Raw genomic sequence first — 25,041 nt, forward strand, 5'->3', positions numbered from 1 at the left:
ATCAGGGAATAACGTCATGGCCAAGCCGACAACCATCAAGATCCGCCTGAACTCGACGGCGGGAACCGGCTATTTCTATGTCACCAAGAAAAACGCCCGCACGATGACGGAAAAAATGGTCGTCCGGAAATATGATCCGGTGGCCAAAAAGCATGTCGAGTTCAAAGAAGGCAAGATCAAGTAAGCCGTTAGGCTCGCGATCTTCAGGCGGCCTGGGCCGCCTCATCCGCTACAACTCTGTTCCGTCCTGATGCCTTGGCGCGATAAAGCGCCTCGTCAGCTCTACGCAGCACTGAATCGCCATCCTCTCCAGGGGCGATCTGCGCGACACCGATCGAAACCGTAACATTGAGAACGCCGGCATCACCGGGCAGCCGGAAGGGCTGCTCTGCTATCGCGTTTCGTAATCGCTCGGCGCCGATCCTTGCGTCAGCCAGGCTGGCCTCCGGCATCAGAACAACGAATTCCTCACCGCCGAAGCGGGCCGCCAGATCGATCGCACGCAATTGTTTCCGGACCCGCTCTGCAAATTCCACCAGCACGGCATCGCCGGCATCATGGCCATAGGTATCATTGACCCGCTTGAAGTGGTCTAGGTCTGCAATCACAACCGATGCCGCCATCTCGCCTGATGCGACCAGTTCGGAGGCCTGCTGCAGCCGGGATGAAAGGTATCGGCGGTTATTGAGGCCGGTCAGCGGATCGATCACGGCCATTTCCAGACTGTCTTCCAGCCTTTCGCGCAGTGTGTCGGCGTAACGCTTGCGGCGCAGCTGGGTGCGAATCCGGGCATTCAGTTCGCCGCTGTCGATCGGCCGGTTGACGATATCATTAACGCCCAGGTCCAGCGCCCTGACCGAACGGGACATCTCATCAGGATCAACGATCGCGAGGATGGGGACATTTCGCGTTTCATTGTTTGACCTGATGCGGGCGCAGATGCGCAGCGCGTCATAGCCCTTCGCCGTCAGATCAACGAGGATCAGATCATAGCCCTGGCTGGAAAGCTCCACCGCGCGTTCTGGTGACAACTCGACGTCAACGAACAGATTATCGGGCAGTTTCCGGGCAATATGCTGGGCGACACGTTCTTCTCCGGATGCCAGGAGAATTCTCGCATCATCAACGAGGTCATTTAGATTTTCGCTCAGTGAGACGCCCCGCTCCTCGGCGCGCTCCTCCCGCAATCGCAGCTCATCGAGCAATTCTTTCAGGCGGAGCAGCGAACGCAGACGGGCAAAGAGTGGCAGATTGTCGACCGGCTTGGTCAGAAAATCATCGGCACCGCTGTCCAGCCCCCTGACGCGGTCCTCGGGCTGATCGAGCGCGGTCACATGGATGACGGGAATATGCCGTGTGCGCTTGTCGGATTTCAGCCGCCGGCAAACTTCAAAGCCATCCATTCCGGGCATCATCACATCCAGCAGAATTACATCCGGCTGTTCTTCGCGCGCTTTTTCAATGGCTGACGGACCGTCATAGGCGGTCACGACCTCGAAATACTCGGCTTTCAGCTTGGCTTCGAGAAGTCGGACATTGGCTTCCTGGTCGTCGACGACGAGGACCCGAGCACTCATGCCGCCTCCTCGCCAAGGAAGCTGCGGATGGTCTCGATAAACACCGACACGGTAATCGGCTTGGACATGTAGGCTTCGCATCCGCCCTCGCGGATCCGTTCCTCGTCCCCCTTCATCGCAAACGCCGTCACTGCCACAACCGGGATCGGCGACAGTTCTTCATCATCCTTCAGCCACTTGGTCACTTCCAGCCCGGAGACTTCCGGCAGCTGTATGTCCATGAGAATGAGATCGGGGGAATGCTCGCGGGCAAGGTCGAGCGCGTTCAGACCATTATTCGTGCCGACAGTCTCGTAGCCATGGGCTTCGAGCAAATCGGAGAAGAGCTTCATATTGAGCTCATTGTCCTCGACGATGAGAACCTTTTTGGGCATGACCTGAAGCATAACGCCGCCGCGTTCCCGTTGTTCTGGCAAGCTTGAGCCTGCCCTTGTTTCACCCCGCTGACATTAAGCCAGATGATCCTTAATCAAGGATGAGTCGGCGTCGAACTTTTCTCCCTTTCCGGAACAAGATAAGAACTTCAGGATAATCACAACCGGGCTGGAATCGGAAGCATGGATCGAATCGGTATTGATCTTGGTGGTACCAAAACCGAAGTCGCGGTAATCGATTCGGCTGGCCACACACGCTTTTCCAAGCGCGCCCCGACCCCGCGGCCCTATGCAGAAAAAATCGTGGTTATCGCCAGCCTGGTGAGTGAGGCCCGCGAATTCTGCCAGAGTGATTCGGTTTCAATCGGCATTGGCCACCCCGGATCCATCAATCCGGCGACCGGCAAAATGCGCAATGCCAACTCGACGGAACTCAACGGACACCCGCTGGACAAGGATATCGAGGCCGCCATCGGACAGCCGGTCCGTTGCGCCAACGACGCCAATTGTTTTGCCCTTTCGGAAGCCGTTGACGGCGCCGGTGCCGGCGCCTCGAGCGTCTTTGGCGTGATCCTGGGAACCGGCGTTGGCGGCGGGCTGGTCATCGATGGCAAACTGCACCAGGGACATGGCCTGCTGGGGGGTGAATGGGGGCATAATGGCCTTCCCTGGCCCAATCAGGATGAAGTTCCCGGCCGCGACTGCAAGTGCGGACTTCGCGGTTGCATGGAAACCTGGCTGTCCGGGCCGGGCCTAACAGATGACCATTTGAACCGGTCGAAGGCATTCCTTTCACCCAGTCAGATCGTGGCTGCGGCCATTGAGGGCCACTCCGGCGCGACCCTGACCATGGAGCGCTTTTACGATCGCCTGGCGCGCGGCCTGTCGACCGTCATCAATATTGTCGACCCCGAAGTGATCGTGCTGGGTGGCGGACTGTCGAACATCAACGGATTGGCAGACGCCGTTCTCGAACGCCTTCCAGCCTATGTTTTCTCCGATCAGGTCACGACAAAGGTCCGCAAGCACAAGCATGGCGACAGCTCCGGCGTGCGCGGGGCCGCATGGCTCTGGCCACTGGAATGAGCGATATGGCTGGATATTGCCGCGCCTGCCTCGGCCCTGCCGGGGACGCCGGCACATGCCGGAATTGCGGCCACCACCGCCTCATCAGGCATCCCGAGATCAATCAATTGTCCATCGCCCATATCGATTGCGATGCCTTCTATGCAGCGATCGAAAAGCGGGACGACCCGTCTCTTGAGGACAAGCCGGTTATTATTGGCGGTGGCAAGCGCGGCGTCGTGTCTACCGCCTGCTACGTGGCCCGCCTCTACGGCGTTAAATCCGCCATGCCCATGTTCAAGGCATTGAAGGCCTGTCCGGATGCCGTGGTGATTTCGCCGCGCATGAGTGTCTATGCCGAGGAAGGCGGACGTATCCGCGAAATAATGCGTGAGGTCACGCCCGTCGTTGAACCCTTGTCGATTGACGAAGCCTTTCTCGACCTTACGGGCACCGAGCGCCTGCACCATGCCCCGCCTGCGCTGACGCTGCTGAAGCTGCAGCGCAGAATTCGCGACATTGTCGGCATCACGGTCTCGGTCGGACTGTCCTACAACAAGTTTCTCGCCAAGACGGCTTCAGATCAGGACAAGCCTGACGGCTTCTTTATCCTGGGCCGCACAGATGCGCCGGCCTTCCTGGAGCGACAGCCGACGAGAGCTGTTTTCGGCGTTGGCCCGGTATTTGCCGCGCGCCTTGAAAAGGATGGTATCAAGACCCTCTCCGACGTGATCAAGGTGGGCGAGAAAGCCATGGCAGATCGCTATGGCGATGGAGGCTATCGCCTGGCGCGCCTCGCGAAAGGTGAAGACTTCCGCAGCGTAACGCCGGATCGCCAACGCAAGAGCGTATCGTCCGAGACAACCTTCTTTGAAGATATCGCCGGCTATGAGGAGCTGGAAAAGCGCTTGTGGAAACAATGCGTCCGGGTCGCCGACATGGCCAAGAAAAAGGATATTTCCGGCTATGTTGTGACCCTGAAGCTGCGGACCCAGGCCTTCCGGATCATCACCAGAAGACGCACGCTTTCCGAGCCCACCCAGCTGGCCGATACGCTCTTCCGGGTCGGCCGGGAATTATTGAAAACCGAAGCGGACGGGCGGAAATTCCGGCTGATCGGGATCGGCATTTCAAATCTCGTGAATGGAAGTTCGGATCCCCGGGATTTACTGGACCCTGATGCTCCCAAACGCGCCGCAGCCGAACGGGCGATGGACAAGGCTCGCGCCAAATTCGGCTCTGAAGCCGTGATCAAGGGACGATCGCTCAAGTCCCGCCAATAGCCCGCCCTGGCCAGCACAACCCGGCAGGCCAAGCCGCTTGCCTCGCCTCCCGCACAGTGTAGGAGTGAGGCGAAAGCGACAGGAGCCGTGCCATGAGCGATGCCGAAAAACGACTTTCCGATCTGGGCCTTGCCTTGCCTGAAGCCGCTGCCCCGGTGGCAAATTACGTGCCTTACGTCACCACCGGAAATCTCGTCTTCGTCTCCGGCCAGATATCCCTTGGCCCCGATGGGCTGGTGACGGGACGGCTGGGCGAGTCGATGAATGTCGAACAGGGTCAGGCAGCCGCGCGCCTTTGCGCACTGAACCTTATGGCTCAGCTGAAAGCCGCTCTTGATGGCGACCTCTCCCGCCTGGTTCGCGTGGTCAAACTGGGCGGATTTGTGTGCGCCACCCCCGAGTTCGAGGCGATTCCGAAAGTCATCAACGGAGCCTCGGATCTGATGGTCGAAGTTTTCGGTGATGCCGGGCGGCATGCACGCTCGGCCGTATCCTGCCCGGCCCTGCCTCTGGGGGCGGCCGTCGAAATCGACGGTATTTTCGAGATTGCCTAACCCGCCAGCCGGGCCTGCAACTTGCCGACACCCACAAACACGAGACCGGTGAGGATGAAGGCGATGATCAGCCCCGCCAGGTTGACCAGCACACCGACATATCCCAGCGCGCCTACGTCCATGAAATTATAGGGATAAAACCCGGTCACAGCGCCCTTGGCCAGCGTGTAGAGTGTGTAGAGGAAGGGATAAATCTGCCACGCGAGAACCTGCCCATAGCGGGTTGAACGCTGACCGGACAAAAGCAGCCATTCCAGGAAAATCGCGGCTGGAACCAGCGTATGAAGCACCTGATTGGCGTACCAGGAAACGCCCGTGGGATGATGGTCGGCTGCCAGGAGCAGGTGATAAACAATCCCTACAAGCACGATATACATCGTGATGGCCGTGCGAATGCTATCCCGGCCAAAAACCCGCGCCACGCGGCTATCCGGTGCCAGCGCCATAGCGCCCCAGCCAATGGCCACCAATGAATTGGTCAAAATAGTGAAATAGCTGAAAAATCGTATGGTTGCGCCAAATGCGCCAATGTCCACATCGCCCAGAAAGGCCCAATACTGGATAATGACCGCAAGCCCGGCGGCCAATGCGATTACGCCACGGATCAGTCGCGTCATGCGGTCATTCCTCCGCAAACCTTCAGCGTGGTTCCATTGATATAGGAAGCCTCATCGCTGGCCAGGAAGGCCACCGCCGCAGCAACCTCATCAGCTTCGCCATACCGGCCCAGCGGTACCATCATTTTCTGGAGATCAGCGGTCTGGCCATCGGCCGGATTCATGTCGGTATCAATCGGACCCGGCTGGACCACATTCGCCCGGATACCCTTGCGGCCGAATTCGCGGCCGGCAGCGCGGGTAATCAGTTCAACCCCGGCTTTCGACGACGAATAAACGCCGACACCGGCCACCTGCGCGGCATCGCCGGCAACAGAACCGATCGTCACAATGGAACCGCCCGCCCCCATCACCTGATAAGCGGCCCGGAGACCTTCGAAGACGGCCGTGAGATTGATTGCCAGCATATTGTCCCAGACTTCGTCGGAACATTTGGCTAGCGAGGTCAGAGGATAGACGCCCGCATTGTTCACCAGCACATCCAGACGGCCATAGCGATTGGCCACATCGGCGATGACCGCCGCCGTGGTACCACGCTGGGCGGCATCACAATGGACGGCCTCGGCCTTGCGGCCCATACCCCGTATCTCCTCGGCCACAGCTTCGGCTTTCGCCTGCGAGCCCCCATAGGTCAGGACGACATCGGCGCCCTCCGCGGCCAGCCGACGCGCTATCGCCGCGCCGATCCCGCGCGATCCACCGGTCACCAGCGCAACCTTGCCATCAAATCTGTTGGTCATGTCATTCCCTCCCGTTTGGGACAGACATATTCCGAAGAACAACTTTCCCCAATAGCTGATTGCGCCTATCTCGGAGAAGATGACCGGGATCACGATCCGCACTGTTTCCAGCCTGTCCGAAGTGGAGAAATCCGCCTGGGATGCCATTGCGAATCCGGCCGGAGAGGCATTCGATCCATTCCTGTCCTGGGATTTACTTCAGGCTCTGGAGGAAAGCGGCTGCGCCACAACGCAAACCGGCTGGCAGAATGTCCATTTTCTCGCCGAAACAGATGATGGCGGCCTGGCGGGCGCCCTGCCCGCCTATGCCAAGGCGCACTCCTATGGCGAATATGTCTTCGACCACGCCTGGGCAGACGCCTTCGAGCGGGCCGGCGGGCGTTACTATCCCAAGCTCCTGAGCGCCATCCCCTTCACACCGGCCACCGGGCGGCGTCTTCTGGCAAGGGATCCAGAGGTTCGGACAGGCCTCGCACGGGCAGCCATGCAGATCACCGAACAGAACGGTCTGCCGGTCTGGTCCATCAATTTTCCGGCCAATGCCGATCTCGAAACCGGCCGGGAACTCGGCATGCTCCATCGCATCGACCGGCAGTATATCTGGGAGAACCGGGAATATGCCTCATATGAGAGTTTCCTCGGCGATCTCTCTTCGCGCAAACGGAAGGCGCTGAAAAAGGAACGCGCAGCGGCCAGTGAGGGCATCGAGATTGTCGGCCTGACCGGCGATGATCTCAGGCCCGAACACTGGGATGTGTTCTTCAAATGCTATCAGGAGACCGGCAGCCGCAAATGGGGCCGCCCCTATCTCAACCGGGACTTCTTCGATCTGATCCACCAGCGCATGGCCGACAGGATCCTGCTGGTCATGGCCAGGGAAGACGGGCGCTATTTTGCCGCCGCTCTGAACTTCATCGGATCGGAAGCCCTCTTCGGGCGGTATTGGGGCAGCCTTTACGAAAAGCCCTTCCTGCATTTCGAGCTCTGCTATCACCGGGCCATTGATTTTGCGATCGCCAACGGCCTCGACCGCGTCGAGGCCGGCGCCCAAGGCGAACACAAGCTGGCGCGCGGCTATCGTCCGAGAGCCGTGCATTCCCTGCACTATTTTCCCGATGAGAGTTTCCGCAACGCCGTGGCTGATTATCTTGACTATGAACGCTGTGCGGTATTGGCCGATATCGAGGCGCAGCAGGCTGAATTGCCTTTCAAGAAGCTCGACTGACTGCTAGAGGTTGAGTATGGATCGCATGGTTCAGATCGCAGACTTCTGGTCTGCCGGCGAAGCCGCAACGGCGGTGTCTGCCTTGCGGGCGGCCGGCATTCCGGCGATTTGCCCGGATTATCATAGCGGTCATTATCTGCCCTATTTCGGCATGGGAGCTACCGCTTGCAGGGTGATGGTTCCGGAACCGGATCTGGACCTTGCGGAATCGATCATCGGCGTCAAACCGGACAGCGAATACCGGCTGAACCCCTGCCCGGAATGTGGCGGCAATGGCCTGCAGAAACGCAACTGGTTGATCACCCTGCCCTACATGTTCTGGATGTTGATCACGGGATCGTATGGCTACGGAAACCGGTTCTGGCTCCAGGATCGCAGGAAATGCATGTCCTGCGGTCATGAATGGTTGCCGGACAACGCTTCGAACCTGCATCCTGACGACCTCCAGAACACCAGTTAAGGGGCCACCCGATGAGCCTTTCAGGCAGCTATGACGACCAGAATATCTTCGCGAAAATCCTGCGCGGTGAAGCGCCGTGCGTTAAAATTTTCGAGGACGATGCCGTCATCGCCTTCATGGATATCTTTCCGCAATCGCCTGGCCATTGCCTGGTTGTGCCCAAGGAGCCGGCCCGCAATCTGCTCGAAATGACGCCGGACGCTTCTGCGGCCGCTATTCAACGCGTGCAGAATCTGGCCCGGGCCGTCGAGACCGCGCTGGAGCCGGATGGCATTGTCGTCACCCAGTTCAACGGTGGCCCGGCCGGCCAGACCGTGTTTCACATCCACTTTCACATCATTCCGCGATGGGAGGATGTACCGCTCGGCCGCCATGGGGGCGGCCAAGCGGATATGGACGAGTTGAAAGCGCAGGCCGGGAAGATCGCCGCTGCGCTGGACTAGACGTGCGGGCTCCACATCATCATCCAGGCCCCGAAAACACCCAGCGCCGTAATGCCAGCGGCCACCAGCATCACCCCTGATGTGGCCAGCTTGAAACCGGACGAACGGCTATCGGACGCCGCCAGATAGATTTCCAGAATGGCCAGGGGCAACAGATAGCTGCCAAAGGCGATGAAAATGTCGAACGGGCCATTCAGGCTCCGGCTCATGCCCGCACCGCCTGTCAGGATCGCCCAGGCCATATAGCCGAGCCGCGTGAACCAGACGCCACTCAGCAGGATAAAGGTCCGCATGGCCCAGCGCCGGTGGCGGTCAATCTCGCGGCGCCTGGCAAAATAGAACGCCACGGCGATGGTCACGAGCGCCAGAAGGCCGTTGATCGTGGTTCCCCAACCGCCGATCTCTGTCAGCCGCGAACCGCGCCCCCAGATCATCCAGATACCGCCAATCGCCATGACAGCGCCGATCGTCAGATAGGTGCGGCCGGTCCAGCGATGCAGGGCCGGGAATCTCTTCCGGACGGGCGGCATGAGCTGCATCGTGCCGCCGATACAGATAATGACCGTCAGCAAGGTATGAGAAATGAAAGCCAGATTGCCGACCAGGTCTCCGGCCGTGAAACCCTGGATCAGGCCGGTTTCATCCCACTCAGCCCAATTCCCCGCCACCGTCTCTGGCGCATAGGCGGCGATGACATAATAGGCAAACAGCCATTGCCCGATCATGGCCGTCAGGAACCAGAGCAGCCCGCTGGATTTGAGAATTCGTTGGGGAGATACCGCCGTTTTCGGCGGCTGTGCGATAGCGTCGACCGACATTTTTTAATCCTCTGCTTCGACGACTGCCCTGACCGGCAGACTGCCCGCAGAGGACAATGAAAATCCGGGCCAATCTCGCCGATTTGCAAATCGGCCAAAAAAATCCTGCGCACTTGCCTCCAACGGGGCATCAGGCGCATCATGCGCCGATATTCAGGAGGAAGACATGCTGGATTTCGGCATGGGATTGAAATTGCTGGCAGCATTGGCCGCCGCCGGTTGGCTGGCATGGATGGTATTCCACCAGCGCTGGTCGCGCCTGCACATCATGTGGGCCGTTTTCTGTGCCGGGCTCGTTGCCATCATGGCGATCGAGGTTTTCGGGCGGCAAGCTGTCGGCCCCGCTTATCCGTTTCTGGCCATCATCAGCTGCGCGAGCTGCTCCTTCTTCTGGCTGACATCACGCGAATTATTCCGGCACAAACCGGCTCTCGGATGGCCGGAAATGGCGCTGGTGTTCGGCATTTTCCTGCCGACCATATTTGACCAGATCGCACTGGCCACCGGATTCGGCGCAGTTATCGGCGAAGCCGCGCTGGCCAGCACAATGGAACGGCTCGACGGACTTCAGACCCTTTTCAGCTCCGCTGCGCTGGTTCTCGCTTTTGGTGAAGGTCTGAACGGCTGGTCGGGAATCAGTGATCAGGAAAAGCGCATTCGCTACATTTTCCTGTCCAGCTTCGGTGCGGGCGTCGGGATTTGCGTCATGCTGTTCGACCATGGTCGCCTGGAATTGATATCGCCAGGGGTCACCATGGCCATCCAGGGCATTTGCGCAGCTGGAATCATGGTCACGGCCAGCATTGCCATTATCCATCGGCAAGGACACCCGCTGCCCGCAGGCTCCACACGCAAGGCCCCTCCGGCCAGCGAAGAAGAAATTACGCTTGCAAAGCGTGCTGAAACACTGGTTGCCGGTGGTGCCTATCTTGATCCCGACCTGAAGGTGGCAACACTTGCCCGGCGTCTGAATGAAAAGGATTACAGGCTGTCGCGGGCTATTGTGGCAGGGCTGAACCAAAGCAATTTCAATCGCTTCGTGAACAAGTTTAGAATTCAGCATGCCAAGCAATTGCTGGCGGATCCAGAGCACTCGCGCCGCGGCATATTGAATGTGGCACTCGATAGCGGGTTTGCATCGCTTGGCCCCTTCAACCGCGCCTTCAAGGAAGCCACTGGCCTTACGCCACGCGAATACCGCGAACAGCAAAAAGCCGCTGCCAGAACCGGCAACGGCCTCTCGTCTAACGAAGTCTTTGCGGAATAGGCGCGCTAGCGCACCGGCTCCTTGGTTTTCTTCTTGCCGCCGCCGCGGGATTTCTTCGGCTTGATCCGGTCACCCGGTGTAATGTCGAAATCGAGGCGCTCCTTGTCGGCCGCATCGACGTCCACTTTCACCAGTCCGCCGTTTTTCAGCTGACCAAACAGGATCTCGTCAGCCAGGGGCTTCTTGATGTGCTCCTGTATGACACGGGATAGCGGCCGGGCACCGAATTTCTGGTCATAGCCGCGCGTTGACAGCCACTCGGTGGCCGCGTCCGACAGCTCGAAAGTCACACCACGATCGGCCAGCTGGGCTTCCAGCTGCAGAACGAACTTCTGGACGACCTTGGCAACGATGGGCTGCGACAGGCCGGAGAACGGAATGATCGCATCCAGACGGTTGCGGAATTCCGGGGTGAACAGCTTTTCAATGGCTGCCTGATCCTCGCCCTCCCGCTTGTCGCGGCCAAAACCAATGGCTTCCTTGGCGGCATCTGCCGCGCCGGCATTCGTGGTCATGATCACCACGACATTGCGGAAATCGACCGTCTTGCCGTTGGAGTCTGTCAAACTGCCATGGTCCATCACCTGCAAGAGAATGTTGAACAGGTCCGGATGCGCTTTCTCGATTTCATCGAGCAGCAGAACGGCATGGCGATGCTGGTCAACCGCATCTGTCAGGAGACCACCCTGATCATGGCCAACATAGCCGGGCGGTGCGCCGATCAGGCGCGAAACGGTATGACGCTCCATGTATTCGGACATGTCGAAGCGCAACAGCTCGACGCCCAGTATGGAGGCCAGCTGCTTGGCGACTTCGGTCTTGCCGACACCGGTCGGACCGGAGAACAAGTAATTGCCAATCGGCTTTTCCGGTTCGCGCAGGCCCGCACGGGCCAGCTTGATCGCCGAGGCCAGCTTTTCGATCGCTTCATCCTGGCCGAACACGACATGGCGCAGATCGGATGCCAGTGACTTCAGAGCCACCTCATCGTCCTTCGATACCGACTTCTCCGGGATCCGCGCCATCTTTGCGACAACGGTTTCCACGTCTTTGACGCTGATTGTTTTCTTGCGCTTGGACGCCGGTTGCAGCCGCATCCGGGCGCCCGCTTCATCGATCACGTCGATGGCTTTGTCCGGCAGCTTGCGATCCGTGATGTACCGGGCCGACAGATCCACCGCCGTTTTCACCGCATCATTGGTGAAACGCACATCGTGGAAATCCTCGAAATACGGCTTCAGGCCCATCAGGATCTTGACCGTGTCGTCCTTGGTTGGCTCGACCACGTCGATCTTCTGGAAACGCCGGGCCAGCGCCCGGTCCTTCTCGAAGTGCTGGCGGAATTCCTTGTAGGTCGTCGAGCCCATGCAGCGCAGGCTGCCAGACTGCAGCGCCGGCTTCAGCAGGTTCGAAGCATCCATGGCTCCGCCCGATGTGGCGCCGGCACCGATCACGGTATGGATCTCGTCAATGAAGAGCACTGCGCCATCCGTGTCCTCAAGCTCCTTGACCACCTGTTTCACGCGCTCTTCGAAATCACCGCGATAACGCGTACCGGCCAGCAGCGAACCCATGTCCAGCGAATAGATCGTCGCGTCCTGCAAGACCTCGGGGACGTCCTTCTCGACAATCTTCCGGGCCAGGCCTTCGGCGATGGCCGTCTTGCCAACACCCGGGTCCCCGACCAGAAGCGGGTTGTTCTTGCGGCGGCGGCACAGCACCTGAACGCAGCGCTCCACCTCGGCTTCGCGGCCAATAAGCGGATCAACGCCGCCCTCACGCGCCTTGGCATTCAGGTCGACGCAGTAGGCCGACAGCGCGTCGCTGTCTTTTTCCTCTTCGTCTTCCTCTTCCATCGCACCGCGCACGGGCCGGGCTTCGCTTTCGCCCGGGCGCTTGGCAATGCCATGGGAAATATAGTTCACGGCGTCATAGCGGGTCATATCCCGCTCTGCCAGGAAATGAGCGGCATGGCTTTCGCGCTCTGCAAAGATCGCGACCAGCACATTTGCGCCGGTTACTTCTTCCCGCCCGGCATTCTGAACGTGAATGACCGCGCGCTGGATCACACGCTGGAAACCGGTCGTTGGCTTGGCGTCCTCATTATCGTCTACGGCGAGCTCGCCCAGTTCGGCATCCACAAAAGCAGTGAGAGTGGCCTTCAATTCTCCCAGATCGACATCGCACGCCTTCATCACACCGGCGGCATCCTCGTCATCGACAAGGGCCAGCAGCAAGTGTTCGAGCGTTGCGAATTCATGTCCACGCTCATTCGCAAACCCGAGGGCGCGATGCAGCGTGTCTTCGAGGGAGGTTGAAAATGAGGGCAAGTTCTATTCCTTTTCCATCGTGCATTGCAGCGGGTGCTGCGCGCGCCGGGCCAGATCCATCACCTGTGCCACCTTCGTCTCGGCGATCTCGAAGGTGAACACACCGCAGACCCCCACGCCATTCTGATGCACATGAAGCATGATCTGCGTCGCTTCTTCCGGCGACTTGTTGAAGATGCGCATCAGCACCTCGACGACAAACTCCATCGGAGTGAAGTCGTCGTTCAGCATGATCACCCGGTACATAGACGGTTTCTTCGTCTTGGGCCGGGTTCGTGTTGCGACTCCGGTCTGGCGGTTCGGGTCGCTGGGTTTATCGCGGCGCTCACTCATCGATTCGGCTCGTCGCTAGAGCCTTATTAGATATGCAAGCATCGCGAAGTTGGAAGACCTTTCGCGTTGTCATGCACAGCTTGAGTCGGCTGTGGAGCGAAATTGTGACACAGGATCGGTTAAAATCCGGCAATCAGGCAAAGAAAAAGGCCCGGCGGAAAGCCGCCGGGCCAGTTGGGGAGAAAATGTTCAGGGCAGGCTCGGGGAGAGCAAGCCTGCCCTGAAGCCGGCCTTAGCGGGCCGACTGAACCATTTCGACCGATGCCGCAAAGCGGTCATTGATCGGCTTGGATACTTCCTTGACGGCTCCGGCATACAGGTCGGAGGTCTTGTTCAGCTCTGCCAGGAACAGGTCCATGGAAGACTTCACGAAATCGGTCTGGACTTCGATCATGTCCTGAACCGACTTGGCGGTCGTCAGGGCTTTCGTCGCGGCAACAGCCGATTCCATCGACGTCTTGGCGTAGGCCACGGCGTTTGCGTTCAGCGTTTCAGCATTCTTACCAGCAGCGGTGGCAGAAGCGATGACCGCGTCAACGTTTTCCTTGGCGTAGGCGTTGATTTCGTTGACAGATTTCAGCGACTTCTCGAAACCTTCCTTGAAAGCCTCGTTGCCGGCGGCGGTCATTTTCTCGATCGTCTCATTGACGGCGGTGGTTTGGGCATTGGTCATGATCTTCACGTCCTTTTTCGGGGAGGATTTGGCTTTTGCCGGCTTGCGGGCCGGCTTTTTCTTTGCGGTTTTGACCGCGGTTTTCTTGGCAACCGGGGCGGCTTTCCTGGCCGCACGCTTGGCCGGAGCTTTCCGGGCGACCGGCTTCTTCGCCGTGTCGACCTTGGCTTCGGTTTTTGCCGCTTCAGCGGCCGGTTTGGTAATCTCTTCAGTCATTTCGAACTCTTTTTCGCGACTCATTTGTTCGCAGTTGCAGCATTTATATGCCGCATTCTCGCACTTGCGTCAATAAAATTGTTGCGCTGCACAATAATTATTTTTGTGCCGGTTTTAACGCCCTCGCAAGACCTTGCTGCGTGTATTTCCGGCCATGAATGCACCGCGCGGATGGATTTTGGCGTTCCTGGTAGCGCTGTCCGCTTTGCTATCCGGCGAAGCGCAGGCGGACACGCGCCGCTATGCCGCTTTTGTTGCAGACGCGAACACCGGTGAAATCCTGCATAGCCGATTGGCCGATGCCCGCCGCTACCCGGCATCGCTGACCAAGATGATGACGCTCTACTTGCTGTTTGAGGCGATCGAAAGCGGCGAATTGAGCCTCTCCGACACGTTGACCGTCTCTCGCATCGCCGCTGGCCAGCAACCGTCAAATCTCGATCTCGACGAGGGCGACACCCTCACCGTCGAGACAGCAATCCGGGCACTCATCATCAAGAGCGCCAACGATGTCGCTGTTGTTGTCGCCGAGGAGTTGGGCGGAACCGAACGCGCCTTTGCGGTCGAGATGACAGCTCGCGCCCGCGAACTCGGCCTGTCCAATACGACCTTCCGCAATGCATCGGGATTGCCGAATTCACGTCAGGTGACAACTGCGCGGGACATGGCGCGGCTAACCATCGCCCTTCGCCGCGATTTCCCGCAATACATGCCTTATTTCTCCGAACGCAGCTTTACCTACGACGGCCGGACCTACCGCTCGCACAATAATCTGATCGGACGTGTCGAGGGCGTGGACGGCATGAAAACCGGGTATATCCGGGCATCGGGTTTCAATATCGCCACAACGGCCCAGCGAGGTGACCGCCGTCTTGTCGCTGTCGTCATGGGCGGACCGACGGCCGCCTATCGTGACACGCACGCCGAACAATTGATCGAGGCCGCATTCCGGTCACTCGACAATCGCCAGTCACTGATCATGGCGGCCCGGACACTCACCCCGCGCCTCAACCCGATCCGCGAACAGGATTTGCTGGCAACCCACATAGCATCGCTTGATTTGTCACTGCCTGTCGCCCAGGGCGACGGTGAAAGCCTGCCGCCGCTGAGGGTCGAAATGTCCGATGATCTCGGCCCGGCGCCCGGCTCGCTGCGGGAGCCAACGCTGACCGGTCTCGCATCGGACTGGTCAGTTCAGGTCGGTGCGTATGCCGATGAGGCGGCCGCGCGAGCACGCCTGGAAACGGTGCAGGCGATGACGGATGATCTCGCAGAAGCAGCGCTCTACACGCCTCGTTTCGAAACAAATGGCCGGACTGTCTTCCGCGCCCGCTTTACCGGTGTTGGCGCCGAAAGCGCCCGGCGGATCTGCGCCCATCTGGCAACGCTGGAAGAGCCCTGCTTCGCTGTCGCCCCCGGCGGCTAGCGCTTCAGCAAGATATCCCGCGCCTCGGTCAGGCGCCGCGACAAGCCATCCGTACCGCCGGAATCCGGGTGAACGCGCTTCATTAACGACCGGTAAGCCGTATTGATTTCATCCTCTGAAGGATCTCCGGCCAAGCCGAGGGTTTCAAGGGCCTCGGCGCGGCTCATGCCCGTAGTAGCCGGCGGATTATCCCCTGACCGCTTCTTTGGTTTGGGCCGGAACCCGGCACCAACCGCCATCAGCCCCACACCGAAAGTGGCCAGCGGTGCCCCCAGAACGGCAAGCCCGCGAAGCGTCAGCAATCCGCCGAAAACGGCCGCAGCCAATCCCATCAGGATGCGCGACCAGCGCGCGGCTTCGGCCGTTTTCATCCGCGAAAAGGCCCGCGCTGCAATGACAAGAATGATCAGAAGGGCAAAGCCCAGAAGCAGAAATGGCATCAGAAGGGCAGTTTAGTGCCCGCCAATTCGGGAAGTTTCAAGACCGTCAGCAGATCGCGCAATTCCTGCCGGGCGGCAACGTGGCTCATGGAGAACACTACGCTTGAGCCGTCTTCCGTCAGGTCCAGCAGGGTCAGGCCCAGAGGGAAGAGTTCGCGATAGATCACCCGCTCGGCAAAGCCCGGAGCCATGCGGAAACCAATCCGCTCGGACAGCGCCTTCAAACCTTCGCCGACCCGGCGCTTGTTGCGCGCATCCAGCTGCGACATGCGATTTCGCATGACAACCCAGTCAATGGACGTCTTGTCATTTTTCGCGCGCTTCTTGCGGCAGTCCCAGACCATCTCGGAATAAACGCTGGGCCGGCCGACTTCGAATGTCTTTGCATCAATCTCGGCCAATAGATCGAAATCGATAAAGCTGTCATTGACCGGCGTGATGATGGTGTCGGCCTGTGCATGCGCCAGTCGCGAATAATGCGTATCGGCGCCCGGCGCATCAATCACGATGAAATCACAACTCGCCTTCAATTCGCTGAAAGCGGCCTGGAAACGGGCATTTTCCTCGGTTTCTGCCTCATCAAGATGGCGCAACGTGCTGGCTTCGACACGGCGTTCGATCGGCATCGGTAATTCGACACCGTAGGAGTTGATCCAGTTCTGGCGGTTGGACAGATAGCGCCCGAAAGATCGCTGACGCAGATCGAGATCAATCACGCCAACAGATTTGTGCATCCGCAACAACGCGACGGTGAGATGCATGGCGACGGTCGACTTGCCCGCCCCGCCCTTCTCATTGCCAACAATGATGACATGCGCACCGGAATTACGGCGAATAAGGCGAAAGCCACCGGAGCGCTCGGAACGCGTGGAAAAATTCATCGGGACACCAGATGTCGGAAACCGTTCATGCCCCTTATAGAGCAAGTCCGGTGCCATGCCTAATGACTGATTCGTTTTGTGAAGAATCTTACGGTTCGAGCGGGCGCCCGGTGAAATCTGTCACGGCGCACCAGCCACCCGTCGCTTCGACTTCCCGGCAAGCCAGACGGGCGTCTGCAGCGGTATCAAACGGACCCGCCTTCAGCCGGAGGAAGAGACCGCGCGAACCGAGATCGGCCTCCTCAATGCGAGCCATGCGATCGCCAAACAGGTCCGGGAACAAACCCTGAAGCATCATCCAGCCCGACACCGCATTGGCCTCGTCCCGATATGACGCAAGATGCACTGCGTGCATCAGGCTGATGCCCCCATCGGGGTCGGCGGCAATCGGGTCCGGTTCGGGCGGTGGCTCGGCGGGCGCCGCCAGCCGCAGCGCCAGGGCCCGCATCTCATTATCAACAGCCTCCAGCGCTGCCGGGTCATAGCGCGCGCGATAATCGAGTTCTGACGCGAGTTGGGCAGCGACAATGGCGCCATGCGTATCCGCCACCGGCGCTTGCGCAACGGGCTCTTCCCGCGTGGTCATGCATGCGGACAGGCCAGCCGACAGAGCAAGAAAGATCACAAAGCGCATCATGATGACTGTCTAGTGCGAGTCGCCTGTCTTGCGTCCAGCGTGCAGCCGCATTATCCGGCAGGAATGAGTGATCTTTCTGCCCTGCCTGTCCCTGCGACGGCTTCGACCGACGAGCTGCGGAGCATTGTGGCCGATTGGCGCCGGGCCGGGCTTCGGATCGGATTTGTGCCAACCATGGGCGCCCTGCATGAGGGCCACCTCTCCCTGATCCGGATGGCGCACGAAAATGCCGACAAGGTGGTCGCGAGCATTTTCGTCAATCCGACCCAGTTTGCACCGCACGAGGATTTCGACGCCTATCCGCGAACACTGGATGAGGACGCCGCCAAGCTGGCGAACGCCAAATGCGATCTGCTTTATGCCCCCCTCGCCTCGGAGATGTATCCGGAAGGCTTTTCCGCCAGACTGACGGTGGAAGGCCCGGCCCGCGGGCTCGAAAGTGATTTCCGCCCGCATTTCTTCGGCGGCGTGGCGATCGTGGTTGCCAAGCTGTTCAACCGCGTCCAGCCCGACATCGCCGTCTTCGGCGAGAAGGATTACCAGCAATTGCTGGTCATCCGTCAGATGGTCCGCGATCTGGATCTGCCGATCGGGATCATCCCCGGGCCAACGCTGCGCGAGCGGGACGGGCTCGCCCTCTCCTCGCGCAATGCCTACCTTTCGACGCACGAAAGGGACGTTTCGGCCGGCCTGAATGTCATCCTCAAGGACTTCGCTTCCGACCTTTCCGCCGGCACGGACTGGGAAACGGCCCAGGGCAAGGCGCTCGCCAAAACGGCCAGCGCGTTTGATCGTGTTGATTACATCGAAGCCCGCTGCGCTGAGACGCTTGCGCCCCTGCCTGCCGGACCGGTCCGGCAGCCCGCCCGGGTTCTGGCTGCGGTCTGGCTGGGCAAGACGCGGCTGATCGACAATTTGCCCGTGGAACAAGCGCTACCAGGCGCCGATTTCGAGTAGTTTGCGGCGAAGCTCTGCGGGCAATTCGGCCCCGCCTGCAGACGGATCAGACAGATCCATGGGCGCATCATCCGGCTTCAGATACCGCCAGCCCTGGAAAGGACGCCGCGCGGCGGGTGCTGTCCGGACCAACTCATTATCCAGGACGATGGCGCAGCGCTTGATGCCGTCATCGCCAATGACTTCCTGCAGATCAATGATCTTCTGGCGTACCTGGATCACCCGCCGGATCACCCAGTAAAGACTTCCGCCATCCAGCAGCTTGTCGGCCTGTTTGGGAAACATGCGGGTGACATGCATGGACTGCCAGATTTCACCCCGCGCCTCGGCCGAGGCCTTCGCTCCTGAGCGATAACGCTCGAGATCCTCGATCGAATCCGCGCCCACGCAGAGTTTCACCAGATGCATCGTCATGGCTTCAAGAGCTAGGCCAAACGCCCGATATGGCCAAGTCAGGGCTCCACATATTCCACATCTGAAAAGCGGAAGGACAAATCCTGCTGCTGCCGCTGGAACAGGGCGCTCACATCCACCTGCGTGGACATGGAGGTCATGACCGGCGCCGGCAGGCCTTCGATCTGCTCGAAGCCCAGCAGCATCTCGAAACTGTGAATCCGGGCCGCGGGGTGCGGCTTGAAGCTGCGCGGCGCGAAAATCCGGATCTGGTCGACATGGCCCAGAGGCGCGATCCGTACCTCGCCGTCCAGAAATTCGTCCATCCCGTCATTTTCCTCGCCGGTCTCGAGCACAGGCTGAAAGCGATAGGACAGACCAAAGGTCACGCCTTCAACGAGCTCGACATCGCCGGCGATCATCGCCGCTGTCTCCGCATCGAAAAACAGACCCGAACGGCCTATGGAGACGGAGCCATCGGCTTCCTCTTCATCGTCATTGGCGGTGTTCATGTCCGACCACATCTCGGCCAGCTCACCGTCCAGCGCGTCTGCATTAGCAGGGCTTACCAACGTCCAGTCGGCACCATCCGGCTGAGTGCCATCGAAGCGCACCTGCATGGTTTCGCCGGCAACATCAATGTCCAGTGTGAACCGCCAGACGGCGGTTTCAGGCGCCTCATAGGTCCGTGACAGCGCGTCTGCGAGCGGCTGCGGATAAGTGGAAAGGTCGGAAGAATAGGCAGCGGACGTGACAAGCAACGCCACCGCGGAACAAACCCATTTCATGAAAGCAAAATCCCTTTGCCCGATCCTGTGTCCCCCGACGCAGCGAGCAAAGGGATTTTCCCCACTCAATTCAAGTGACAGTTATGTCAGGCGGCCCGGTCCCGGAAACCGGTGGGCGAATTGCCGTCGATATCGAAAGTCCGTTCGCTGACCGGCAGAGGCTTGGTGTTCCGCCAGATCACTTTCGCCATGCGGGACAAGGCGATTTTCAGATAGGCCGCCGGGCCCGACGTATCCGTAGATCTCGGGGTTATTCCGAAACGCCGGCGCAAGACACCATTGGCGTGCAGCACGCCGTTTCTCAGCATGGATTCCGGAGTCACGATTTCCATCGTGACAGAGACATTCATGCCCGACAGATTCTGAACCCGGTGCGGACCATGCAGCGGCCAGGATGCGAACATGCCCGGCTCGAGATCAATCGCTTCACACTCATTGTCCCAGCTCGGTTCAAACGGCAAATCCTCGGTGGTTTCCTTGTGCAGGATGGCTTCAAGGCGCTCTTCGGTGACGTAGGGCGCTTCAGCCGGATAAACCCGGAAGCGCTTCTTGCCGCGAACGTGCCAGAGAATGGTTTCTGACGGATCGGAATGGATGAAGACCTGTGCGGTGGGCGAGGAGATCAGAATGCCACTCTCGGCGCTCAACACCTTGTAGCCCGGATTATTGGCCTTCATGTCGGCGAGCATCTGATCATACAGCGGGCGGTAGACCGGATCGACCGACATCGCCTCGCGCAGATTGATCCAGAGCTTTCCGGCGCGAACCGCTTCCAGCACCTCCATACCGGACAGATCGCCGGGATCGCCGGTGCGCCAGCTGTCGGCCCCGTCGTCAAGCTCACCCATTGTACAGAAATCAATCAGGTCCGCCGGATGGCGTTCGATGAGCGCCGCCAGCGCCTCGTCGGAAAATTCCGGGCGCGTATGCAGATCATGCTGGCCCACAACGAACTTCTTGCGGAATCCGGATTGCGCTTCATTGCCCCATTCCGTGACAACTTTCGCGTTTTTCTGGGTTTCGCCTGTCCCGATCATGGTCATCTCCCTGTTTCCCCTAAGAGGAGAGCAAGGATCGGGCCAGTTCTGGCTTTTCTCCCCCTGCTTGCGGGGGGAGTGGCCTGAAAGGCCGAGGGGGCATGGCCCCCTCCGTCAGCTTCGCTGCCACCTCCCCCGTGAACGGGAGAGGAAAATCAAGCCGCGGCCTCTTCCTCATCGGCCAGAGTGACGAGCGCATCACCCTCACCCACCTGATCGCCGGCCGCGATGGATATGCTGGCGATGACACCATCTCGCGGAGCGGCCAGCGCATGCTCCATTTTCATGGCTTCCAGCACGAGCAGTTTCTGGCCCTTTGAGACGGTGTCACCTTCAGCGACATTCAGCGACAACACCTTGCCCGGCATGGGCGCCTTGACCAGACCGCCAGCCTCGGCGGCATCGGCTGCCGCGTCGGGGCGAAACTCCGAGAACAAATGACGCTCGCCGTCGAGCATTACGGCGAGTTGGTCGCCCTCAAAATGGCAAACAAGCTCTACACGTTCTCCCGAGTCATTGGTCCAGAACATTCGCGGCCACGCTGCGAAAACGCCGTCTACCTCGAATTCATGCGTTTCTCCGCAGCAAACAACGCTGACGGATTTTTCTTTGACTTCAGCGACCGGACGATAAGAACCGGCCTCATCGGACAACGCCAAAGCGAAAGTTTTTCTTCCGAAAGGGCGCCAACCATCGCCAGTATTCCAGGGCGAGTTGGGATCATTCGAATGACTGGCTATCCGGTTCATGAATACCGACGAAATCCCATTTGATCGAACATAGGGGCCAAGGTCAGCTTCGGCGAATGTCGACGAGAAAGTCGAATTCAAGTTCTCGCTGAAAACAGCCAACGCAGCGACAGCTGCGCTTGCCGCAGCTTCTGAAGAAAGAAGCGGATCGACCAAATCTCGAAGGTTTCGATCTATAAATCCGGTTTCGACATCGCCGTTGATGAATGCATTGTGCTTCAAGCACCGAACCAAAAACGCTACGTTGGTTTTCACGCCCAATATCGCCGCATGCTTGAGGCTGTCGGATAGGGAAGTTAATGCGGCAACGCGCGTCGGTGCCCACGCAATAACTTTCGCGATCATTGGGTCATAATGCATGCTGACTTCGCCGCCGCGTTCGACGGCAGAGTCAATCCGACCGTATTTATTCTGGACAGCCGATAGGTTTGGAGCAACCGAGTCCGCCTCATATTGGAGCGAGACGGGGATGCCGCGATCCGGCCTCGGCAGTCTTATCTGAAAAGCATCCAACCGCCCGATACTCGGCAGGAAGCCGTTCGCCGGGTCCTCGGCATAGAGGCGCGCTTCGATCGCATGACCGTTCAGGTGAATCGCGTCCTGTTCCGGCACCGATCCACCGGCAGCCACCTTCAGCTGCAACTCAACCAGGTCCAGCCCCGTCACCATTTCGGTGACCGGGTGTTCGACCTGAAGGCGGGTATTCATCTCCATGAAGAAGAAGCCGTCCTCGCGCAGCGCGCCGGAGCCATCAACGATGAACTCGACCGTGCCGGCACCTTCGTAATTCACGGCCTTGGCGGCCTGGACCGCCGCTGAACACATGGCGGCGCGCACATTTGGCGTCATGCCCGGCGCCGGGGCTTCCTCGATGACCTTCTGATGGCGGCGTTGGAGAGAGCAATCGCGCTCGAACAGGTGAATGACGCGGCCACGGCTGTCGCCAAAAACCTGCACCTCGATATGGCGCGGATTTTCGATGAATTTCTCGATCAGCACTTCGTCATTACCGAAGGAGGATTTTGCTTCCCGCTTGCAGCTGTCGAGCGCGTCGGCAAAGTCTGCGGCCGCAACGACCTTGCGCATGCCCTTGCCGCCGCCACCGGCGACCGCCTTGATCAGCACCGGATAGCCGATCGCATCGGCGGCATTCTGCAGATGCTCGGGGTCCTGATTGTCACCGTGATAGCCGGGCGTCACCGGCACGCCGGCCTCTTCCATCAGCTTCTTGGCGCGGTCTTTCAGCCCCATCGCCTCGATCGATTCCGGCGACGGCCCGACAAACTTAATCCCCGCTTCCGCACAGGCGCGGGCAAAGTCAGCATTTTCGGACAGAAAACCATAGCCGGGGTGAATGGCTTCCGCGCCGGTCTGTTTGGCGGCCTCGAGGATCTTGTCGGCGCGCAGATAGCTTTCCGCGCTTGGTGCCGGGCCCAGCAGCACAGCCTCATCCGCCTCGCGGACATGCGGCGCATCCGCGTCGGCTTCGGAATAGACCGCCACCGTCCTAATGCCCATCCGCTTGGCCGTGCGCATGACACGCCGGGCGATTTCCCCGCGATTGGCGATCAGAAGCGTCTTGAACATGTCAGGCTTTCCCCGCTTTTGGCGTGCTCGTGCTGTGAACCCCGGCCACAAGCACGAAACTGATGATCATCAGGAGATACCACGATCCCAGCTTTTGAATAGACACCATGCGCCAGCCGGCTTCCTGCCCCGGATAGGCCCAGGCCCGCGCAAACGTCCCGATGTTCTCGGCAAACCAGATGAAAAGCGCCACCAGAAGCAAGCCGATCACCAGCGGCATGAAACGGTGTTTCTCGTCCGGCCGGAACCAGATCACGCAAGGCCCATAGATCAGGATGGTGGCCGCATAGAGCGCCCATCGGATATCGATCGTGAAATGGTGGGTGAAGAAATTGATGTAGATCGCGAGCGCCAGCAGGCCTTGCAGCCACAGCGGCGGAAACCGGTCGAACCGGAATTCGAAGATCCGCCAGACCCGCGCGATATAGCTACCGACGCTGGCATACATGAAGCCGGAAAACAGCGGCACGCCGGCGATCCGCAAATAAGCGTCCTCGGGATAGATCCACGAACCGGCGTAAGTCTTGAAGATCTCCATCACCGTGCCGACGACATGGAAAACCAGGATGACTTTCGCCTCTTCCCAGCTTTCCAGTTTTGTTGCCAGCAAGGCGATCTGGATCGCCAAAGCGGACAGGGTCAGGAAATCATAGCGCGGCAGCGGCGCGTCATCGGGATAGAAGAGAAACGTCCCCAGAAGCAGCGCAACCATCGCCCCGCCAAACAGGCAGGCCCAGGCCTGCTTGATGCCGAAGGAGACAAATTCGAACAGGAATTGCGTGACGGGTCCGCGCACATAGGCTGCCCGCCAGGCTTCGCGGCGGGCGTGCAGAAAGGCGCGTGGGTCGCGGAACAGCTCCAGTCCCGTTACTCCAGCCAGCTCGGCTTGCGTTTTTCGAGAAAGGCCGTCAGCCCCTCCTGCCCTTCCTCGCTGGCGCGGCGATTGGCGATCCGCTTGGCGAGGTCGCCCATCAGGCCATGATTGATGTCGTGCCCGGCAACGTCATCGACCAGCTTCTTGGCATCGGCGATCGCGCCGGGCGCCGCACCAAAGCCAAGACGGGCCACATGTTCAGCCATATCATCCAGCTCGTTGGCATCCCCGACCACGTACTGGACGAGGCCGATCATGTGCGCGAACTGGGCGTCAAACCCTTCCGCCGTGGCGAACAGCGCCCGGGCCCATTTCGGGCCGATGGCGCGGATCACGAAAGGCGAGATCGTCGCCGGCGTCAGGCCCAGCCGAACTTCGGAAAACCGGAACTGGGTGTCCTTCTGGGCAATCGCCACATCGCAGGCAGCGACGAGACCTGATCCCCCGCCCATGGCGGCGCCCTGCACCAGGGCAATGGTCAGTTGCGGGAGGTGGAAGAGCTTGTAGAGCATGCCGGCCAGCGCCTCTGCATCCTCGATATTCTGTTCACGGGTATAGCCGGCCGCATCCTTCATCCAGCTGATATCGCCGCCCGCACAGAAGATTTCACCGGTGCCACGCAGCATCACGACGCGCACCTCGTCGGTGTTTTTGGACAGGAGATCGAATGTCTCGCTGAGCCGGTTGATCGTGTCCCGGTCGAACGCGTTCTTCTTTTCAGGCCGGTTGATCGTCACCACGGCCATCTTGCCGGGCGATACATCAAGAAGAACGGGATTGTCATCGGACATGGCGGGCAACTCCTCCTGCTTTCCTCCGGGATACAAAAAGCCGGGCATGGCCGCAAAGAAAAAGGGCCGCTGGCGCACCGCCAACGGCCCTGATTTCCGGTCTACAGCGAAACTAGTCGCGGAAGATCATGCCCTTGATCATGCCAAGGACGAGAATACCCAGGAAATAGCCCACAGCCAGGGCACCCAGATATTTCAGATAGGTCACATCGGTGAAATTCCCGGCAAACGCGCCGAAATCGAATCCGTCCATTCCGCCCCCACGGATCATTGGCATCACGACATCCACAATCACGTGAATGATCACGCCAACGATGGTGAAGATCAGGATGGCACCGGCCGAACGCAGCAGCAGGGCCAGGACGAGAGCAATGACGCCGAACTGGATCGCCAGCGGCATCCAGTTCACCGCTTCACCATTGCCTGCATACATCAGCAGGCCCGGTTCGAAGAACGCATAAGCCTGGTCGAGCCAGCCCCGCGCTGTATCCAAAAATTCCATTACG

Annotated in this window: 28 protein-coding genes; 10 read left to right on the plus strand and 18 right to left on the minus strand. The window is 59.6% G+C overall.

All coding sequences use genetic code 11. From position 1 onward, the window contains the following. Window positions 1-16: 16 nt before the first annotated feature. Window positions 17-184, plus strand: coding sequence for a 50S ribosomal protein L33 (gene rpmG / locus V0U79_RS02050; RefSeq protein ID WP_330197794.1), 168 nt, complete (start codon window positions 17-19; stop codon window positions 182-184). 19 nt (window positions 185-203) lie between these two features. Here the strand turns inward: rpmG and V0U79_RS02055 are convergent, their stop codons facing one another. Further along, window positions 204-1,577: a PleD family two-component system response regulator gene (locus tag V0U79_RS02055; RefSeq protein ID WP_330197795.1), complete on the minus strand. Its 1,374-nt coding sequence runs from the start codon at window positions 1,575-1,577 to the stop codon at window positions 204-206. Further along, entirely contained in the window at window positions 1,574-1,951 is a 378-nt protein-coding gene (locus V0U79_RS02060) for a response regulator (RefSeq protein ID WP_330197796.1), read from the minus strand. Before V0U79_RS02060 ends, V0U79_RS02055 begins: the two co-directional genes overlap by 4 nt. A 183-nt stretch (window positions 1,952-2,134) precedes the next feature. Here V0U79_RS02060 and V0U79_RS02065 point away from each other — a divergent pair, with 183 nt between their 5' ends. The 3 genes from V0U79_RS02065 to V0U79_RS02075 all read left to right on the plus strand — a co-directional run bounded on the left by V0U79_RS02065 (window position 2,135) and on the right by V0U79_RS02075 (window position 4,853). Next, window positions 2,135-3,037: an ROK family protein gene (locus V0U79_RS02065; RefSeq protein ID WP_330197797.1), complete on the plus strand. Its 903-nt coding sequence runs from the start codon at window positions 2,135-2,137 to the stop codon at window positions 3,035-3,037. Further along, complete coding sequence (locus V0U79_RS02070) at window positions 3,034-4,299, plus strand: DNA polymerase IV (protein ID WP_330197798.1); 1,266 nt, start codon at window positions 3,034-3,036, stop codon at window positions 4,297-4,299. Before V0U79_RS02065 ends, V0U79_RS02070 begins: the two co-directional genes overlap by 4 nt. Before the next feature lie 92 nt (window positions 4,300-4,391). Then, the gene (locus tag V0U79_RS02075; protein WP_330197799.1) at window positions 4,392-4,853 is read left to right on the plus strand and encodes a RidA family protein; all 462 of its coding nucleotides are present in this window, start codon (window positions 4,392-4,394) and stop codon (window positions 4,851-4,853) included. On the opposite strand, the gene V0U79_RS02080 is transcribed toward V0U79_RS02075, so the two are convergent. Together V0U79_RS02080 and V0U79_RS02085 are read right to left on the minus strand one after the other, a co-directional pair. After that, complete coding sequence (locus V0U79_RS02080) at window positions 4,850-5,470, minus strand: Pr6Pr family membrane protein (protein ID WP_330197800.1); 621 nt, start codon at window positions 5,468-5,470, stop codon at window positions 4,850-4,852. The genes V0U79_RS02075 and V0U79_RS02080 overlap by 4 nt on opposite strands. Next, complete coding sequence (locus tag V0U79_RS02085; protein WP_330197801.1) at window positions 5,467-6,210, minus strand: SDR family NAD(P)-dependent oxidoreductase; 744 nt, start codon at window positions 6,208-6,210, stop codon at window positions 5,467-5,469. Before V0U79_RS02085 ends, V0U79_RS02080 begins: the two co-directional genes overlap by 4 nt. Window positions 6,211-6,289: 79 nt before the next feature. Here V0U79_RS02085 and V0U79_RS02090 point away from each other — a divergent pair, with 79 nt between their 5' ends. From V0U79_RS02090 to V0U79_RS02100, 3 genes are read left to right on the plus strand one after another with little or no spacing between them, the layout of a single operon-like run. After that, entirely contained in the window at window positions 6,290-7,435 is a 1,146-nt protein-coding gene (locus tag V0U79_RS02090) for a GNAT family N-acetyltransferase (RefSeq protein WP_330197802.1), read from the plus strand. A gap of 16 nt (window positions 7,436-7,451) precedes the next feature. Beyond that, on the plus strand, window positions 7,452-7,895 hold the full coding sequence (locus tag V0U79_RS02095; RefSeq protein ID WP_330197803.1) for a putative signal transducing protein: 444 nt from the start codon (window positions 7,452-7,454) through the stop codon (window positions 7,893-7,895). An 11-nt stretch (window positions 7,896-7,906) separates the two neighbouring features. Next, window positions 7,907-8,338 carry an HIT family protein gene (locus V0U79_RS02100; RefSeq protein WP_330197804.1) on the plus strand — a complete coding sequence of 144 codons (432 nt, stop codon included), beginning with the start codon at window positions 7,907-7,909 and terminating at the stop codon, window positions 8,336-8,338. Here the strand turns inward: V0U79_RS02100 and V0U79_RS02105 are convergent. Then, window positions 8,335-9,156 (minus strand): DUF2306 domain-containing protein, encoded by an 822-nt coding sequence (locus V0U79_RS02105; RefSeq protein WP_330197805.1) that lies wholly within the window; start codon window positions 9,154-9,156, stop codon window positions 8,335-8,337. The genes V0U79_RS02100 and V0U79_RS02105 overlap by 4 nt on opposite strands. Window positions 9,157-9,322: 166 nt before the next feature. Here V0U79_RS02105 and V0U79_RS02110 point away from each other — a divergent pair, with 166 nt between their 5' ends. Next, window positions 9,323-10,423 (plus strand): helix-turn-helix domain-containing protein, encoded by a 1,101-nt coding sequence (locus V0U79_RS02110; protein ID WP_330197806.1) that lies wholly within the window; start codon window positions 9,323-9,325, stop codon window positions 10,421-10,423. A 5-nt stretch (window positions 10,424-10,428) separates the two neighbouring features. On the opposite strand, the gene clpA is transcribed toward V0U79_RS02110, so the two are convergent. The 3 genes from clpA to V0U79_RS02125 form a co-directional block, all read right to left on the minus strand. Next, window positions 10,429-12,753, minus strand: coding sequence for an ATP-dependent Clp protease ATP-binding subunit ClpA (gene clpA / locus V0U79_RS02115; RefSeq protein WP_330197807.1), 2,325 nt, complete (start codon window positions 12,751-12,753; stop codon window positions 10,429-10,431). A gap of 3 nt (window positions 12,754-12,756) precedes the next feature. After that, on the minus strand, window positions 12,757-13,086 hold the full coding sequence (gene clpS, locus V0U79_RS02120; protein WP_330197808.1) for an ATP-dependent Clp protease adapter ClpS: 330 nt from the start codon (window positions 13,084-13,086) through the stop codon (window positions 12,757-12,759). Window positions 13,087-13,318: 232 nt separating this feature from the next. After that, entirely contained in the window at window positions 13,319-13,975 is a 657-nt protein-coding gene (locus V0U79_RS02125) for a phasin family protein (RefSeq protein WP_330197809.1), read from the minus strand. A gap of 178 nt (window positions 13,976-14,153) precedes the next feature. On the opposite strand from V0U79_RS02125, the gene V0U79_RS02130 reads away from it, so the two are divergent. Beyond that, complete coding sequence (locus tag V0U79_RS02130; protein WP_330197810.1) at window positions 14,154-15,401, plus strand: D-alanyl-D-alanine carboxypeptidase family protein; 1,248 nt, start codon at window positions 14,154-14,156, stop codon at window positions 15,399-15,401. Here the strand turns inward: V0U79_RS02130 and V0U79_RS02135 are convergent. The 3 genes from V0U79_RS02135 to V0U79_RS02145 form a co-directional block, all read right to left on the minus strand. After that, window positions 15,398-15,841, minus strand: a complete 444-nt coding sequence (locus tag V0U79_RS02135) for a J domain-containing protein (protein WP_330197811.1) — start codon at window positions 15,839-15,841, stop codon at window positions 15,398-15,400. The genes V0U79_RS02130 and V0U79_RS02135 overlap by 4 nt on opposite strands. After that, a complete protein-coding gene (locus tag V0U79_RS02140; RefSeq protein WP_330197812.1) occupies window positions 15,841-16,722 on the minus strand; it encodes a division plane positioning ATPase MipZ in 882 nt (293 codons plus the stop codon). Before V0U79_RS02140 ends, V0U79_RS02135 begins: the two co-directional genes overlap by 1 nt. An 88-nt stretch (window positions 16,723-16,810) precedes the next feature. After that, window positions 16,811-17,359, minus strand: coding sequence for an SPOR domain-containing protein (locus V0U79_RS02145; protein WP_330197813.1), 549 nt, complete (start codon window positions 17,357-17,359; stop codon window positions 16,811-16,813). Between the two features lie 63 nt (window positions 17,360-17,422). On the opposite strand from V0U79_RS02145, the gene panC reads away from it, so the two are divergent. Continuing rightward, window positions 17,423-18,316: a pantoate--beta-alanine ligase gene (panC, locus tag V0U79_RS02150; RefSeq protein WP_330197814.1), complete on the plus strand. Its 894-nt coding sequence runs from the start codon at window positions 17,423-17,425 to the stop codon at window positions 18,314-18,316. Here panC and V0U79_RS02155 read toward each other — a convergent pair. The 7 genes from V0U79_RS02155 to V0U79_RS02185 form a co-directional block, all read right to left on the minus strand. Beyond that, entirely contained in the window at window positions 18,293-18,730 is a 438-nt protein-coding gene (locus V0U79_RS02155; protein ID WP_330197815.1) for a DUF1489 family protein, read from the minus strand. The genes panC and V0U79_RS02155 overlap by 24 nt on opposite strands. 38 nt (window positions 18,731-18,768) lie before the next feature. Further along, a complete protein-coding gene (locus tag V0U79_RS02160; protein ID WP_330197816.1) occupies window positions 18,769-19,497 on the minus strand; it encodes a hypothetical protein in 729 nt (242 codons plus the stop codon). An 86-nt stretch (window positions 19,498-19,583) separates the two neighbouring features. Continuing rightward, the gene (locus tag V0U79_RS02165) at window positions 19,584-20,534 is read right to left on the minus strand and encodes a hypothetical protein (RefSeq protein ID WP_330197817.1); all 951 of its coding nucleotides are present in this window, start codon (window positions 20,532-20,534) and stop codon (window positions 19,584-19,586) included. A gap of 155 nt (window positions 20,535-20,689) precedes the next feature. Then, window positions 20,690-22,870 carry an ATP-binding protein gene (locus V0U79_RS02170; protein WP_330197818.1) on the minus strand — a complete coding sequence of 727 codons (2,181 nt, stop codon included), beginning with the start codon at window positions 22,868-22,870 and terminating at the stop codon, window positions 20,690-20,692. Window position 22,871: 1 nt separating this feature from the next. Beyond that, window positions 22,872-23,666, minus strand: coding sequence for a DUF817 domain-containing protein (locus V0U79_RS02175; protein WP_330197819.1), 795 nt, complete (start codon window positions 23,664-23,666; stop codon window positions 22,872-22,874). 71 nt (window positions 23,667-23,737) lie between these two features. Next, complete coding sequence (locus V0U79_RS02180; RefSeq protein ID WP_330197820.1) at window positions 23,738-24,535, minus strand: enoyl-CoA hydratase-related protein; 798 nt, start codon at window positions 24,533-24,535, stop codon at window positions 23,738-23,740. 112 nt (window positions 24,536-24,647) lie between these two features. Next, the gene (locus V0U79_RS02185) at window positions 24,648-25,037 is read right to left on the minus strand and encodes a hypothetical protein (RefSeq protein ID WP_330197821.1); all 390 of its coding nucleotides are present in this window, start codon (window positions 25,035-25,037) and stop codon (window positions 24,648-24,650) included. Window positions 25,038-25,041 lie beyond the last annotated feature (4 nt).

The sequence above is a fragment of the Hyphobacterium lacteum genome (assembly GCF_036330345.1).
Taxonomy (GTDB): Bacteria; Pseudomonadota; Alphaproteobacteria; order Caulobacterales; family Maricaulaceae; genus Hyphobacterium; species Hyphobacterium lacteum.